This window comes from Chitinophaga filiformis, from assembly GCF_023100805.1.
GTDB classification, from domain to species: Bacteria; Bacteroidota; Bacteroidia; order Chitinophagales; family Chitinophagaceae; genus Chitinophaga; species Chitinophaga filiformis_B.
Genome location: NZ_CP095855.1, coordinates 392,638 through 408,377, shown reverse-complemented (window position 1 = coordinate 408,377; position 15,740 = coordinate 392,638). Strand labels below are relative to the sequence as shown.

Here is a 15,740-nt window from a genome sequence, read left to right as displayed (position 1 = left end):
AGCGCGGGGTGCTAACCCCGGGTGGGGTGTCCCCCGGGGTTGGATGATAACCGGCGGGCGTAAATCACGGAATCAGTCATCCGGGCAACAAAACACCGATAGGCTCCGTCAGGAGCCCCGTGTTTGTAGCGCGGGGTGCTAACCCCGGGTGGGGTGTCCCCCGGGGTTGGATGATAACCGGCCGGCGTAAATCACCGAATCAATCATCCGGGCAACAAGACACCGATAGGCTCCGTCAGGAGCCCCGTGTTTGTAGCGCGGGGTGCCGGGTGGGGTGTCCCCCCCGGAGTTGGATGATAACCGGCGGGCGTAAATCACGGAATCAATCATCCGGGCAACAAAACACCGATAGGCTCCGTCAGGAGCCCCGTGTTTGTAGCGCGGGGTGCTAACCCCCGGGTGGGGTGTCTCCCGGGGTTGGATGATAACCGGCGGGCGTAAATCACGGAATCAATCATCCGGGCAACAAAACACCGATAGGCTCCGTCAGGAGCCACAGTGTTTGTAGCGCGGGGTGGTAACCCCGGGTGCGGGGGGATAATCCGGGTGGGGTGATAACCCCGGGAACGGGGTGATAATCCCGGATCGGGTAATAATCCCCGGGTCGTAATTGTTGGTCCCTAATTTTCAAATAAACGCAATGCATAAAAACGGATATGACGCCATCGTCATCGGATCAGGACCTAACGGATTGGCAGCAGCTATAGCTATGCAGCAGCAGGGTTTATCTGTTTTGCTGATAGAGGGCAGAGATGAAATAGGCGGGGGCCTGCGCTCAAAAGAGCTGACGCTGCCGGGTTTTATGCATGATATCTGTTCTGCCATTCACCCCATGGCAGTTACTTCTCCTTTCTTTAGCCAGTTACCGCTGGCGCAATTTGGATTGTCTTATCGCTATCCTGCGGTCGATGCAGCGCATCCTTTTGATGATGGCACGGCAGCCGCTTTATATCCATCACTGGAAAAAACTGCAGGCCTGCTTGGGATGGACAGCGGGAGTTATGAACAGTTGTTCCGGCCTTTGCTGAAAGATTTTAAAGGATTGACGGAAGATATACTGGGACCTTTACAGTTCCCAAAGCATCCGCTGACATTAGCAAAATTCGGACTGAAGGCATTGCCTTCGGCCATGCAGCTGGCTAAACGCTTTAAAACGAAAGAAGCCCGTGGTTTATTCGGGGGCGTAGCGGCACATGCTATTCAACCCCTGACAAATATTGCCACGGCAGCTATTGGTCTGGTGCTGATGCTGAACAGTCATGCAGGCGGATGGCCAGCGCCCCGCGGCGGGGCCAGGGCATTGGCTACTGCTTTGGGCGATTATTTTATTTCACTGGGTGGCGAGATTGTGACGGGTACTTATGTGAATACACTGAAGGAGTTGCCGCCATCAAAGGCAGTATTGCTGGATGTAACACCACGCCAGTTATTGAAGATAGCGGGCGACAGATTTAGCTCGTTTTACAAATGGCAGTTGCAACGCTACCGTTATGGTATGGGTGTGTTTAAAGTTGATTGGGCGCTGGAGGGACCAACGCCATTTACAGCAGCAGCCTGCAGGGAAGCAGGCACGGTGCACCTGGGTAATACCATTGAAGAAATTGCTGCCAACGAACAACGCACTGTGGATGGGCATCATCCTGATCAGCCCTATACCTTGTTTGTGCAACAGAGTATCTTTGATGATACACGTGCTCCGAAGGGCAAGCATACCGCCTGGGCTTACTGCCATGTGCCAAATGGTTCTACAAAAGATATGACAGCCGCTATTGAGAACCAGGTGGAGCGTTTTGCGCCCGGTTTTAAAGATCTCATTATCGGCAGGCATGTCATGAACACTGCAGATGTGGAAGCCTATAACCCCAATTACATCGGCGGAGATATTAATGGTGGTATACTCGATATCACACAACTCTATACAAGACCTGCCATGCGATGGTCGCCCTATACCACACCAGCTAAAGGTATTTATGTATGTTCTTCTTCCACGCCTCCCGGCGGCGGTATTCACGGTATGTGTGGCTATCATGCCGCAAAGAAGGCACTGAAGGATGTTTTTGGCATCGTCCTGAAATGATCAATGCTTTAATTTCTGTTAACATTCCATTTGATATCTATTGACAGCTTTGCCTGTCATTGCATGCTATATTAGTGAGATCGTATATCGTACGTGTGTAACCCGTTCTGTGAGTACGCAATATCAACCAATGTCAGACCACGAGAAAACTTCACATCAATCTATGTTTCATAAAGATCAATAGCGCCTTTATTCACAAACCTTAAAAGACCAATTACTATGCGTATGCGTAATTTTACAAAGCTGTCTTTGTATGTAACCCTGCTATGCGGTGCTGTGCCGGCCCTTGCACAGACTGACATAACATCTGCCCCTGGTGTGCTGACGGTACAGTATGCCAACTCAAATGCGGCAGAAAACTATCCAAAGCTGATAGACAACAATGTTAATACAAAGTATTACATTGCCAGAACGGCTATCTGGATACAGTTTGAAGGCGCCCGGTCCACTACTGTTAACCAGTATACTATCACCTCTGCGAATGATTTTGCCGCCAGGGACCCTAAAGACTGGAACCTTCAGGCCTCGGACGACGGCCGGACATGGACCACACTGGATACCCGGACAGGACAGACCTTTACAGCCCGTTTCCAGACGAAAACCTATTCATTTACCAACACAACCCCTTACCTCTATTACCGGCTGAATATTACCGCTAATAATGGCGCTGACGCTATTCAGTTCTCGGAATGGGAACTGACGGGAACCATCGGCGGGCCAGCGGCTGCTCCCACTGGCTTGACGGCCACATTGCAGCCAGGCTATAAAGCAAGCCTCAGCTGGTCTGACAACGCGACGAATGAGACAGGTTACCGCATCGAGAGCTCACAGGATGCGATGACCTTTGTGCTGCGTGGCACGGTAGGCGCTAACGTGACATCCTATACGGATTCTTCACTGAGCACGGGTACGAATTTCATTTACCGTGTAAGGGCCGTGAATGCGACAGGAGTATCTGTTGCCGATACTTCTGATGTCATTACGACGCCGGTAGTGCCACCGGGGACTGATATCACCAATTTTGCAGATGCCGTGGTGACAGATCAGTACAATACCACCGGTGTGGAAGGACTGGCGAAAGTGGTAGACAACAATGCTTACAGCAAATACCTGGCATGGGCGCCGGTAACCTGGATCCGTTACCAGTTGCAGGGCGGTGCAGTTGCTACCAGTTACAGTATTACATCTGCCAATGACGCGGTGGAAAGAGACCCGAAGAACTGGGTATTCCAGGGCTCCAACAATGGTAATACCTGGACAGATCTGCAGGTGCAGACCAATCAGCTGTTCACCACCCGCTTTAAGAAACGTATTTATGTAGTGCCCAATACGACTTCCTACAAATATTACCGTTTGAATATTACGGCCAATAACGGCGCCGGTATTACGCAACTGGCGGAACTGGAGATCTTTGGTGCAGGTGCCGGTGCAGTAGACACTGCTGCTCCTGCAGCACCTACCGGATTTACAACGCAGGCAGTTTCCAGCAACCAGATCATCCTGAACTGGCAGGACAATGCGGCTACAGAGACCAGTTATCGCCTGGAGAGGACCACAGACACCCTGAACTGGGATGATGCGTTTGTACTGCCGGCAAGTACCAGCCGCTATTTCTCCCTGGACCTGTCGCCGCTGACTACATACTATTACAGGGTAAGGGCTGAAAATGCGAATGGCGTATCTGCATGGGCAAGCGGTAGCAACACCACCCTGACGGATGCAGTGCCTGCACAATGGCAGGAACACTGGGCCGGCCATACAGAATTGTTGTCGCGCGTGTACAGCAACAGCAGCGTAAATATCTGGTTTGATGATGCGGTAAGCCGTTCCGCTACCTGGATGAACCAGGACTTCACAAATGTGTGGGAGTATGTAAAACAGAACTATGGTTCTTTCAGCGATCCTAAACTGAACATGATCTTCCATAGCAAGTCCGGCTATTCCGGTGGGCATCCATCAGTAGTATTTGATGCTGACCATGACTATAAGAACTCCGGAGACCTGGGAGGAAGCTGGGATACGAGGGAAGGATGGAACCTGCATGCATCTATTCATGAAGTAGGGCATATTGTGGAAGGCGGCAGCAAGGGCATTCATAACTCTCCTTCGTTCCCGATCTGGGGTGATAGCAAATGGGCGGAAATATTCATTTATGATGTGATGAAACGCCTGGGTTGGGAAGGAGACGCTCAGCAGGCTTATAATGATTTCGTGGTAAAAGAGGAGACCTTCCCTAAGCCTGGTACGCACTGGTTCCGCGACTGGTTCTACCCGATCTATGACAGGGCAGATTCCAGTGCAGCATTAAACCGCTATTTTGAACTGCTGGCACAATACTTCCCGCAACACAATGGTGAATATACCCGTGACCTGAACCTGGGTGAATTTATACACTTCTGGAGCGGCGCCGCGCAATTCAGTCTTGAAGCGCAGGCCGATACTGCTTTCGGTTGGTCAAAAGACGTGGAGATGCAGTTTAAACAGGCACAGATAGATTTTCCGTTCACTTATCCGCAGCCGCTCAGTATCAACACAGCAGCAGTGGCGCCGGTGAAGGAAAGATCAGTATTGAGTATCTGGCCTAACCCTGCCAGCAATACGCTGAACCTCTCTTTACCTGCTGATAATAAAGTGTATACGGTAGAGGTATACAGCATTGCGGGTGTGAGAAGATTATCCCAACGGGTAAAGGGCAATTACAATAATCTGAATATTTCTTCCCTGCCGGACGGCGTGTACATTGTTACCGTAAGGGACAATAAACAGGTGATCCGGAAGGAAAAGATACTGGTGAACAATACCTCCCGTTAATCAGTGTTCTACTTATAATTGCAGAGAGGCCGTATCAAAAATAAGATACGGCCTCTTTTTGTTTGGTACTTAATGGAGCCAGGTAGCAGTTTTACGCAATTCCAGGAAGGTTCATCTATTTTTGATAGATCCTCTCTTTTTTTATTGATTGAGTAGTACTACTTCCAGCCTCGCCCGACATATATACAATCCACGGTGTAGAAAAACAGAAAAACCTTTGTATATATAGATGCAATCGATTGTCTCAATGACTAAAATGACGATACCGCGAAGTCTATAGCACATATCTTATTTCATTTTCCCTTAAAAAACCAATTCAATGATGAACAGACATCAAATTGTCAATGTCACCAGATGCGCGACACTCTCCATGATCGTATTTCTATCAGCCTGTACAAAAGAAAACGTTAAGGAAGAACGCCTGGCAGCAGGCAGCAGCCTGGAAACCCAGGCTGTAGGCAGCACTATTCTGAACAGCTGGAGTGTAAACTGGGATAATTATGCCCATGGCAGCACCTACACGGCAAACAATGCCGCTACAGATTTCGGGAACGTAACCGGCTGGGTGGACAGCCGGGGGATGATCTCTAACGGGAATCTGCGTATCACCTTATTAAAGAATGCCTTATCCGGCGCGGGCGGTGTGGTAGCCAACATTGATATCTCGGACGGTACTGCCTATGAGGTTGATTATGACATCAGGTTCCATAGCCAGTTTGACTGGAGCAGGGGCGGAAAATTAGGTTTCGGCTTCTCTATCGGCGATGGTAACACCGGCGGCGACCCGGGTTGGGACGGTAACGGCGGCTCTGCACGCCTGATGTGGTACCAGACCGACGCAGGCAGGGTGTTCTTCCAGCCTTATGTTTATTTTAAAGACCAATCCGGCCAGTACGGAGAAACATTTGGTAAGTCCTATCCTTCTTCAGGCAGCCTCAATAAAGGGCAAACCTATCACGTACACCTGTACGTGAAGAGTAATACGGGCAGCAACACCAATGGCCACGTACAGTATGTGATTGATGGGACAGTGGTGCTGGACCAGGATATCCGCTGGACTACAAACGACAGCAAACGGCTGATCAAAGGTTTAACCTTCCATACCTTCCGGGGTGGCAGCCAGGATTATTGGGAGTCAGCTACAGATGGGTACATCTATTACGATAACCTGAAAGTACACAGGATCAGTACTAACTGATAATATACATTAGTCAAGCCTCCAACGCCTTTTCATAAGCCTTTGGAGGCTTTTATTTTAGCTGATGGAAGCGCCGGGCGGTCTTACATACCGGGTATAATGATGTGGAAAGTCGTGCCTTTTCCCGGTGACGACTCTACGTACAGATGTCCTGAATGATTGGCCACAATACGCCGGCATAGCGACAGCCCGATGCCTGAACCGGGATATTCGGAGCGATTGTGCAGGCGTTTGAAGACTTCAAAGATCTGGTCGGCATACTTTTGTTCAAAGCCGATACCATTGTCGCTGAAAGTGATATCAAAGTATTGTTTATAGCGTTCCGGCTTGCCCATATGCATACTGGCCAGCTCTCCCGGGATGGGGGTAGACTTGATTTCGATCACCGGGTGGGCGCCTGGCTGGGTAAATTTCAGGGCATTGCTCATCAGGTTATAAAATAGCTGGTTGATCTGCAGGGGAATACCCTGTATAACAGGTAATGGACCGATGATAACATTTGCATGTTTCTCCTCGATGATCAATTCAAAATCGCTGATCACACTTTGCAGAATAATGGTCAGGTCTATTTCCCGCATCATATTCCCCTTTTCCAACAGGCGGGAGAATTCCAGCAGGTCTTTGATCAGCATGGACATTCTCTCTGATGACTGGTTGATCTTCTCTACCAGCCGTTTGTGGTGCTCAGGGAGGTCTGCCTTGTTATTCAGCAGATCGGCATAGATCCGGATCTTCCGCAATGGTTCCTGCAGGTCATGGCTGGCAACGTAGGCATATTGTTCCAGTTCCTGGTTGGAGCGTACGAGGCTAAGATTGGCGTCCTGCAGTTCTTCGTTCATAGCCGCCAGTTCCTCGTTAGAAGCGGCTAGTTCTTCCGTTCTTTCCGCTACTTCCAGTTCCAGGGTGCTTTGATATTCCAGGAGCTTATTGCGCGCCAGCACCTGTTCCGTCACATCAATGGTCATATCCACAACGGCATAGACTTCTCCGGCTGCATTCAGCAGGGGCTTATAGGTGAAATTGAAGTAAAAGGTTTCAGGCTTGCCATTAATGACCAGTATTGACCTGGCTTCTTTTTCATGGTGGGCTATACCAGAAGTATACACGGTGTCCAGTATCTTCATGAAAGGTTGATCGTTCAGTTCGGGCACCGCTACACCCAGGGGCTTACCCAATACGGAGTAACCTTTGCCCCAGAACCTGATCATGGGTTCGTTGGCCACTTCTATAATAAACCGGGGTCCCACAAAAAGAGCGGTTGCCACGGGGGCCTCTTCTACCAGGGAACGGAAACGGCCTTCACTTTCAAGCAGCGCCTGTTGCACATCCAGCTCTGCTCTCAGATCGCGGGCTACACAGGCAATAGCGATGGGTTCTCCGCTCATGGGGCTGTCCAGCCGGAAGGCATTGGTATGGAAAGGAATCTGTTCGCCTGTAGCCTGGTGGGTATAATATTGTCTTCCCATCCATTTGCCGTTCCTGACAACAGCGGGTAAGACGTCTCTTTCCAGTTCAACCAGGTGTTCCAGTGTGAAGATGTCCCTGATATTGCGGGTGAGGGTAGATGCTTTGCTGCCTATTCCCAGCAGCTTCACACCAGCATCGTTAATGTAGGTGATGGTGCCATCCATGTTGGCAACAGCAATAAAGTCACTGCTGTTTTCCACGAGCGTCAGTAGTTTCTGCTGTTCTTTTCTTGCCATCACCTCGTTACTGATATCGAAGGCAATGACCAGTATATGCTCTTTACTGTCATTCTGATCATGGATACCTGCTACATTTACCTGCACCCAGCGGTTGCGGCCATCTTTCTGCCGGTAACGTTTTATCTGGTTAAAGACCTCTCTTTTCCCCTGTAAAAGCTCCTCAAAAAGCTGATTGTTTTCCTGCTGGTGATCTGAATGAATAATGTCGAGGTAGGCTTTACCTGTCAGCTCGTCTGCATTGTAGCCCAATAAGAGGGCAAATGCCCTGTTCAGCATACGGAACCTGCCTTTCCCATCAAGAAAGGCCATTCCGATAGCAGCATTGTTAAATGAAAGGGAAAAACGCTGTTCTACTTCTTTAAGCAACCTGTCCTGCTCTTTCTGGGCAGTAATATCCAGGCATATGCCCGAGAAGGTCAGCGGCGTACCGGAAATGTCATACTCATATTTACCGCGTAATTTCCCCCAGTGGACGGAACCGTCATCCCAGATGAAGCGGGCTTCATAGTGGAGCGAGCCGGTATGTTCGGCCTGCTCATAGGCCTGCTCTCTGACCGCCCTGTCGTCGGGGTGAACATGGCTGATCAATAAGTCACGGTCTTTGACAACCGGTTCTCTCCTGCCCGTTATGATATAATATAGATTGGGAGAAAAATCGATGGTATTATTGATAAGATCTATCGTAAAGATACCAGCATCGGATCCTTCAACGGCGAGAGCCGCCATTTTTTCTGCCGCCTGGGCTTTTGCATTGGCGGTAACCTCTGCTGTAATGTCCTGGCTGATACCTGAAAGCCGGGTAGCTGTTCCTTCGTTATTAAAGTATGCCTGTCCTTTAACATTCAGCCATACGATGTTTTTATTACCCTCAGTAATACATCTGAAACGTACATTGAACAGATGATCTGAATCTGGTTGTAAAGCCAGTTTGACGGTTTCTCTTATCGCTGCCTGATCGGCAGGGTGAATATGCCTGATCACGGATTCATAAGTGGGCTCTTCCGTTTCTTCCAGGCAGAAAAGTGCCCTGCACCGGTCATCAAGAATGATTTGCCGGTTAAGGATGTCTACATCCCACGTGCCGATCCCGGCGGCATGCAATGCAAATCTTATCTGTAATTCCTGATCCCTTGGGATGGATGTATCGGGTTTTGTGAACTCACTCATTTTCTCTCTGGCAGTACAGTAACACCTACAAGTTAATAAATCAGCTGAATATTATTTATCGTTCAGCTTCCTGCCATTTTTTAGTTTTTCGATTAGCAGGCCGAGCCTGTTCTGTTTGGTCTCTTCCCGTTTAGCCGAGGTGATCCAGACAATATATTCCTTCCTGTCTGTATAGGATAGCGTATCAAAAAAGGCCTTCGCCCCGGGATGTTTGGAGAAAAGTGCCGCAACTTCTTCAGGCAATATCACTTCCCTGGGTGCCAGGTCCTGTTCTAACACCACATGGATAGTATCGCCCAGTTCTTTGCCCAACTCTTTACGGATAGCCTGGGTGATGCCAAGAATGTGGCAGGTGGTGCCCATTTTTGCAAGGCTACCCCTGTAGGTAACCTTGCCGTCTATTAATGCCTTTACCTTCACCTGGCCTTTTACGCCATACAATTCCTGTACGTCGTAGGGGAATTCAACATAGCCGGCATTCATACTGCCGTGTTGCACTATCACAGCATCAAAAGTTACTTTCTTAGACATTTTGCAGATTTACTCTTTTTCGTAAGCTTCGATCTCTTTCAGGAAGTTCATCGCCTTTATGACGGAGGTCCATTCACTACTCCCAAATATAAACTTAAACCAGCGTTTACCAGCATTCTCCATTTTGGCATTCCGGTATAGCCAGACCGACAGCATGGTGAAAATAGTGGTAACCGTCAGTTGCAATACCCACAACCCGATGCTGCCATGTTCAAACATGCTTTTGTTAATGTAAAAGGTGGTGTAAAAGGGCGCAGAAAGGAATAATATCCGGGCAATATTAATGGTGGAAGATTGTAGCACGGCGAGTTTACGTTGTACTTCCAGCACATTCATACTATTGTCGATCTGTTGAATGAGCAATACCTGCCTGATATAAACAACAATGGCGCTTACAGTGGCAACGATAATGGCCAGTGCGGAAAGCACGAAGAAATGCCGGTAAGCGGTCATGGCCGATATAGCAAAAAATATGAGCACCGACAGCAATAAGACCCACAGGACCCCTAAAATGACTGCGATGATCTTCACTGTTTTCAATGGACGCAAGGCAGTCCTGGCTTTTTGTGTTTGTATTTCGGTAATGAGGCGGTGATTAAGTGCCAGTGTTTTTTCGAGCTTCTTATCATAATTAGCCCACAGTTCCTTTAATGTGATGTCTTCCATATTAATTAATGATGAATAGTGGAGAATTTTCTTTTCAGTTTGTTCTTGATGCGGTTGATCTTCGTCGCAATGTTTGTTTCCGTGAGCCCCAGAATATCGGCAATTTCCCTGTAGGAATTTTCTTCCAGGTAGAGGATCATGATAGCCTTGTCCAGTTCCGGCAGTTCACTGATGAAGTGTTGAAGGAGCCCGAGTTGCGGGCCGGTATCTTCTTTTTCTTCGGTGGCGATGATAATGTCCGCCGTAAGCCCGGAAGTACTGCCGGTTCTTTTGCTGTCTTTCCGGTAGAAGGAAATGGCCACATTCAGGGCTATTCTGTATAGCCAGGTAGAATATTTATACTGATCATTGTACCTGCCGAACGATCGCCATAGCTGGTAGACGATTTCCTGTATAAGGTCTTTCCTGTCTTCCGCATTTTTGCAATAGGAGTTCGCTATTTTATAGATAATTCCTTTATGCTGTTCTATTACCGATAGAAAGACATTATCTTCTTTTGAAGGGGGCATAAATGGTTGCAATTAAGGTCATGAATAAGATATTTTATCTTATTATTCGCAGCAGAAAATAAAAAATCACAACAGGATACCAGCCGGTCCTGAAAGTAGTGATATTTGACAATATGGGGTTGGGATTAATTAAGGTTTTCTGATGCCTTTTTAAACAAAGGCAGGTAATTCATAGGATAGTAAAAATTATTTTCAAGATTTTCAATCTTCGGCTCAAACTCCACACTGTAGCGGGATCCGAGCCGAAGAAAAAGGCGTTTCATAGGATAGTATACGCTAAAGATAATCAAATTTTGATATCAGGAAATTATTTCTTCTCTTTTTGAAATATTTAATATTAAAATGAAAAAAATAACGTTGTCGAATAAAAATTCCGCATTTTTTTATCGATAAATTATTAAAAATCTATCGGTCGTTTTTATCGGTAACGCAATAGATTTATTTAACGTTGTTATCAACTCTTAGCGATCAGTGAAAGCAATTCTTCTGTGGATAATTTTCCACTGATATCGCTTCCTTCCAGCAGCCTGTCGGCCAGGTCTCTTTTACTATGATGTAGCGCAATGATCTTTTCCTCGATGGTATGTTTTGCCACCAGCCGGTAAATGGTAACGGGCCTTGTCTGGCCAATGCGGTAAGCTCTGTCGGAGGCCTGTTCTTCAATGGCAGGGTTCCACCAGGGGTCGAGATGTATCACATAATCGGCGGCGGTCAGGTTTAGTCCAGTTCCTCCTGCTTTCAGACTAATCAGGAATAGTGCGCCTTCGCCCGACTGGAATTGTTGCACTACTTTTTCCCTGGCAGGGATAGGCGTGCTGCCATCGAGGTAACAATAGGATATACACAATTCATCCAGGGCCTGCCGTACCAGCTCCAGGTGACGCACATACTGACTGAATACGAGCGCGCGATGGTTGTTGTCGATCAGTTCTTTTACAATTTCCAGGAACACGGAAAGTTTGGATGAGTGTATATTTATCTCCGGGTCTATCATGCGGGCATTACATGCGGCCATGCGCAGTTTACCTATTTCTGTCAGCGTATTCAGATGTTGTTTGCTATTCTTTTCCCTGCTGTACTTTTTGATGTTCTCCACTGCATTCCTGCGCATGGCTTCATAAAACGCCGCTTCATCGGGAGAGAGGGAAACCATTTTAACGATCTCGGTTTTTTCCGGCAGTTCATCCAGCACCGCTGTTTTTGTGCGTCGCAACATGAATGGGCTGATCAGTTTCCTGAGATGTTTTGTTACACTGCTTTCCGCATTATAAATGACAGGCGTCGCAAATTGTTTGTTGAAGTACTGCAGGTTGCCCAGCAAACCGGGATTGATAAAGTTAAACAGGTTCCATATTTCCGACAGATGATTCTGTACGGGTGTACCTGTCAGGATCAGTTTAAACCCGGCCTGCAATGCCATGGCTGCCCTGGAAGTTTTGGTCTGGTAGTTTTTGATGGTATGGGCCTCATCAAGTACAACGGTGTTCCAATGAATGCCTGCCAGCAATTTATCTTCTGACTGTAATATACCATACGTGATCAGGACCAGGTCAAAAGGTCCGGCTGTTTTCAGCACGGCCGCCCTGTTACCGTTGTTGATCTGCTTTACCTGCAGGGAAGGCGCAAATCTGTACAGTTCATTGGCCCAGTTAGGGAGTACCGATGCCGGGCATACTACCAGCGCAGGTCCTTCACTGGCCCTGTATAACAGCATGGCGATGGCCTGTATGGTTTTACCAAGTCCCATATCATCCGCCAGGCAGGCGCCTGCTCCCCAGCCTGCAAGCCGCACCATCCAGCGGAAACCTTCCTCCTGGTATGGACGCAATTGCGTTTGTAAGGTGGCAGGTACTTCAGGGTGGATATCTTCAGCCATTGCCTGCCTGGCACGTAATGCTTTCCAATGCTCGTCCGTATCGGCATTGCCTGCTCCTTCCAGCAGTTCATCCAGCATATGTGCCGCCAGTGGCCGGATATGTATCTCTTCATGTTCCGTCAGCGCAATACTGGCCAGTTCATTGAGCTGCCGGTGCAATTTCGTGGTGAGAGAGAGAAACTCACCGTTTCGTAAAGTAATGAACCGCGTAGGGCTGACTTTAACGGCATCCAGCAATTCTTTTAAAGAGAGGACGGTGTCTTCATCTGTTTTCAGTTCACCGTTGCAGGTGAACCATTTGCCGTCCACCTTCCGGACGGTCATACGTAGTTGTGCCTGATGCGCCACGCTCCTGACCTTCAGTTTTTGTCCTTCCGGCCATTCCGCTACGGCCAGTTCAGGATGCCGGTATATGATCTCAAGCAGTTGTAAGCAGTTCAATGGATCGTCAAAGATGATGGTATCGTCCACCACTTCCTGCGCCACGGATTCCTGGATGAGGATCATCAATCTGGCCAGGTTGCTTTTCTCAGCTTCCAGGTCCCTGATAGCCTGGCATCTTTCACCATTGGTCACGCCAATGAGGTGCCGGGCACCCTCTCCCGGTTTACAATAAGGAGGATCGACGGCAAATGGTTTCACGAAGAAAGACGCTTTCAGCGCATCTCCGGTAGGGAGTAGCTGTACCCGTATACGGGCATCGGCAGTACGTTGTTTTATATTTAAAGCGGCTGTATCGTCTAAATTGGAGTGGACGGTGATGTGTGCGCCAATATTGCGCAGCGCATGCAACAATTTATCTTTGCCTTCTGCAGGCACAGTACCGATCTGTTTTAATGTTTGCAGCACGGATCGTTGCTGCTGTGTGAGCCTGATCACCCTTAAACGGGTAGGCGTTTCTTTTATCAGCACTATTTCCCGTGTATGATCGGGGATGTTGGTGCTAAAAATGTATCCCTTACCGGTGCCATTTACGATCAGCTCCGGCTGCCCCCTGACCACTTCTACCGGAACGGTGGGATCATCCAGCAAAAAAAGACAGGGATGACCGCTTATTTCCTGCCAGACCCTTTCTCCAAAAATATACGACTCCGTACCATAGGTATGATAGCTTTCTTTCAGGATGGTGCCCGCTATCCGGAGGTCGTGATCTGTCATGTTTTCCAGTTGCCCTTCCTTCAGCTTTTTCAGATCTGTAGGCCTGCCACGGCTCCAGCCGGTATCTCCCTGGTGCGTTTGTATAACGGGCAGGATCTCCGATCGGGCCACATCTATGAGGTAGGCCAGGCGGGTAATGGCTGCTGCTTTTTCTTTCAGTGGTTTACTGGCTGCTGGCAGCACCAGGGTATTCAGCAGCCGTTCCCATTCGGGCACGGCCTGCATACGGGAAAATATGGGCTGTTTACCTGTGAAGGCGGCGAGATCGCGGAAGGTTTTTTCTGTACCCAGGTAGGCCTGTTCCTGAAATAAGTAAAGCAGTTCATAGGTCAGCAGGCGATAGTGATGACGTATGCCCTTGTACAGCAGCTCTTTGATGAAAGGGGCATATATTTTAAGCAACTTGCTTTTCGGATAAAAAGCCTGCAGGCATATCACTGAAAGATAGCTGAGCAGGTGTTTTTCAGGTTGCCGGGAGGTAGATTCCAGCAGGATCTGCAGCATGTGTTCCGCCCGTTCCTTCCTGCCGTTATGAAATTGTAAGAGGCTGATGGCTGGTGTGATATCCTGGAAAAGCTTTTTATCATATGCTGCCAGTACCTTATTGATAATGGTGTAAGTTTTTTCTTCCGGTAATACGGTCAGTGTATAAGCATACAGGAAGGCAAAAAGCGGGGACAGGGGAATACTGTTCTTTTTATCCTGTTGCCGCTGCTGTTTGATACCCTGCTCAAATAAGGTAAGGGCATTGTCTGGCAGACCTTCATACAATTGTACCACTGCAGCTGCGTACAGCGCATCAGTACCAACAATGTCTTCTTTTATATATCCTTCCTGCAATGCCACCTCTGCATGGACCAGTGAAGATGCTTCCACATGGATAAATTCCGCCACCTCCTGGCGGAATGTATGTAAGGCTTCCAGCGATGTCATAGCCAGCAGGTGCTGTTTTACAGCCGCGGCGTATATTTTTATGATGCTATCTGTATCAAATAAACGTAGCAGATCTTTATACTCCGGGTAATACAACAGATAACACAGGTGTGGGATATATTCCTGCAGTTCAAAAGAGATCTTTCTTACCGGGGGCAGCAATAGAGATCGCTCTCCCGTGAAGAAAGCTGTCAGTAGCTGCTGCAGTTCCTGCAGGCGTGCACTGGTACTGTAAAAGGAGTACGGTTTGGCATGATCAAGTAAGCGGAGGTATTGCGGCTGGCGTATATTATCGGGAAACAGGAGAAAACCCAGTTCCGGTACCAATGAATAATTGCCGGCCAGATTATAACTGCCCAGGCCTTTTTCTCTCAGCAGTTCCAGTATATCGATGATCCTGTCCTGTGGCATCTCTCTGACACGGTTTACAGCGTCGATGAACGTATACCGCTCTAGGGGATATAGATAAACGGATAGTACGTCAATGACGATCCTCGTGTCGGCATCCAGTGACTGATATTGTTCTTTGTAAAAGGAAAGATTCACCATCGTTGGTGCAATCTACATATTATCTGCTTTCCCCTGGTTGGCGAAAGAAAGCATATACCTGGCAGTAGTCAGGAAAGAGGCCAGGTCACTCGGTTTGGTTATATAGTCTTTAACCCCCAGTTCGATGCTCTTAGCTTTGAATATAGGCGAAGTGGAAGTGCTCCAGATAATTTTTGGCACATCCTTGAAACGTCCCCGATCGTTCAGTTCTTTAACAACTTCTACCCCCGTCAGTTCCGGGATATTATAATCGAGTATCATGAGGGCTGGCAATTCTTCCTCTCCGATACTCTCCAGATATTTGACAAACTTTCTGCCGTTGGGAATGCAGACCAGTTGCCAGCCAGGGTCTATTTCTTCAATTGCATTTTCTAGCAGCTCCTGGTCATCAATATCATCTTCTGCCAACAGGATCAGCCTCTTCGAATGGCCTAAAAGTTGCATCTGTTATGTTGTTTTATAGAAACAAATGTACTTACTTCAAACCACATAACACATAGCATCTATATGGTATAGAGTTAAGTCAGCAGAACTGTAAACACAACTTAAAGAGAAAATT

At 48.0% G+C, this 15,740-nt stretch carries 9 protein-coding genes; 3 read left to right on the top strand and 6 right to left on the bottom strand.

Annotated elements, in window-relative coordinates:
* The first annotated feature begins 640 nt into the window (after positions 1-640).
* From MYF79_RS01755 to MYF79_RS01745, 3 genes are all read left to right on the top strand, one after another.
* The gene (locus MYF79_RS01755; RefSeq protein WP_247812277.1) at positions 641-2,077 is read left to right on the top strand and encodes a phytoene desaturase family protein; all 1,437 of its coding nucleotides are present in this window, start codon (positions 641-643) and stop codon (positions 2,075-2,077) included.
* A 225-nt stretch (positions 2,078-2,302) separates the two neighbouring features.
* On the top strand, positions 2,303-4,888 hold the full coding sequence (locus tag MYF79_RS01750; protein ID WP_247812276.1) for a fibronectin type III domain-containing protein: 2,586 nt from the start codon (positions 2,303-2,305) through the stop codon (positions 4,886-4,888).
* A 319-nt stretch (positions 4,889-5,207) separates the two neighbouring features.
* Positions 5,208-6,086: a polysaccharide lyase gene (locus MYF79_RS01745; RefSeq protein ID WP_247812275.1), complete on the top strand. Its 879-nt coding sequence runs from the start codon at positions 5,208-5,210 to the stop codon at positions 6,084-6,086.
* Between the two features lie 83 nt (positions 6,087-6,169).
* Here MYF79_RS01745 and MYF79_RS01740 read toward each other — a convergent pair whose 3' ends face one another.
* The 6 genes from MYF79_RS01740 to MYF79_RS01715 all read right to left on the bottom strand — a co-directional run bounded on the left by MYF79_RS01740 (position 6,170) and on the right by MYF79_RS01715 (position 15,625).
* Positions 6,170-8,959, bottom strand: coding sequence for a PAS domain S-box protein (locus MYF79_RS01740; RefSeq protein ID WP_247812274.1), 2,790 nt, complete (start codon positions 8,957-8,959; stop codon positions 6,170-6,172).
* Positions 8,960-9,010: 51 nt separating this feature from the next.
* Entirely contained in the window at positions 9,011-9,490 is a 480-nt protein-coding gene (locus MYF79_RS01735; RefSeq protein WP_247812273.1) for a YdeI/OmpD-associated family protein, read from the bottom strand.
* 9 nt (positions 9,491-9,499) lie between these two features.
* A complete protein-coding gene (locus tag MYF79_RS01730) occupies positions 9,500-10,156 on the bottom strand; it encodes a hypothetical protein (protein WP_247812272.1) in 657 nt (218 codons plus the stop codon).
* Positions 10,157-10,161: 5 nt separating this feature from the next.
* On the bottom strand, positions 10,162-10,665 hold the full coding sequence (locus tag MYF79_RS01725; protein ID WP_247812271.1) for an RNA polymerase sigma factor: 504 nt from the start codon (positions 10,663-10,665) through the stop codon (positions 10,162-10,164).
* A 454-nt stretch (positions 10,666-11,119) separates the two neighbouring features.
* On the bottom strand, positions 11,120-15,181 hold the full coding sequence (locus tag MYF79_RS01720; RefSeq protein ID WP_247812270.1) for a DEAD/DEAH box helicase: 4,062 nt from the start codon (positions 15,179-15,181) through the stop codon (positions 11,120-11,122).
* Positions 15,182-15,193: 12 nt separating this feature from the next.
* Positions 15,194-15,625 (bottom strand): response regulator, encoded by a 432-nt coding sequence (locus MYF79_RS01715; RefSeq protein ID WP_247812269.1) that lies wholly within the window; start codon positions 15,623-15,625, stop codon positions 15,194-15,196.
* Between the last annotated feature and the right edge of the window lie 115 nt (positions 15,626-15,740).

Bases quoted from the DNA above. Each gene is read 5' to 3' on its own strand.
- MYF79_RS01730 (WP_247812272.1), bottom strand. From the start codon at position 10,156: ATGGAAGACATCACATTAAAGGAACTGTGGGCTAATTATGATAAGAAG.
- MYF79_RS01755 (WP_247812277.1), top strand. From the start codon at position 641: ATGCATAAAAACGGATATGACGCCATCGTCATCGGATCAGGACCTAAC.
- MYF79_RS01745 (WP_247812275.1), top strand. From the start codon at position 5,208: ATGATGAACAGACATCAAATTGTCAATGTCACCAGATGCGCGACACTC.
- MYF79_RS01740 (WP_247812274.1), bottom strand. From the start codon at position 8,959: ATGAGTGAGTTCACAAAACCCGATACATCCATCCCAAGGGATCAGGAA.
- MYF79_RS01725 (WP_247812271.1), bottom strand. From the start codon at position 10,665: ATGCCCCCTTCAAAAGAAGATAATGTCTTTCTATCGGTAATAGAACAG.
- MYF79_RS01735 (WP_247812273.1), bottom strand. From the start codon at position 9,490: ATGTCTAAGAAAGTAACTTTTGATGCTGTGATAGTGCAACACGGCAGT.
- MYF79_RS01750 (WP_247812276.1), top strand. From the start codon at position 2,303: ATGCGTAATTTTACAAAGCTGTCTTTGTATGTAACCCTGCTATGCGGT.
- MYF79_RS01715 (WP_247812269.1), bottom strand. From the start codon at position 15,625: ATGCAACTTTTAGGCCATTCGAAGAGGCTGATCCTGTTGGCAGAAGAT.
- MYF79_RS01720 (WP_247812270.1), bottom strand. From the start codon at position 15,181: ATGGTGAATCTTTCCTTTTACAAAGAACAATATCAGTCACTGGATGCC.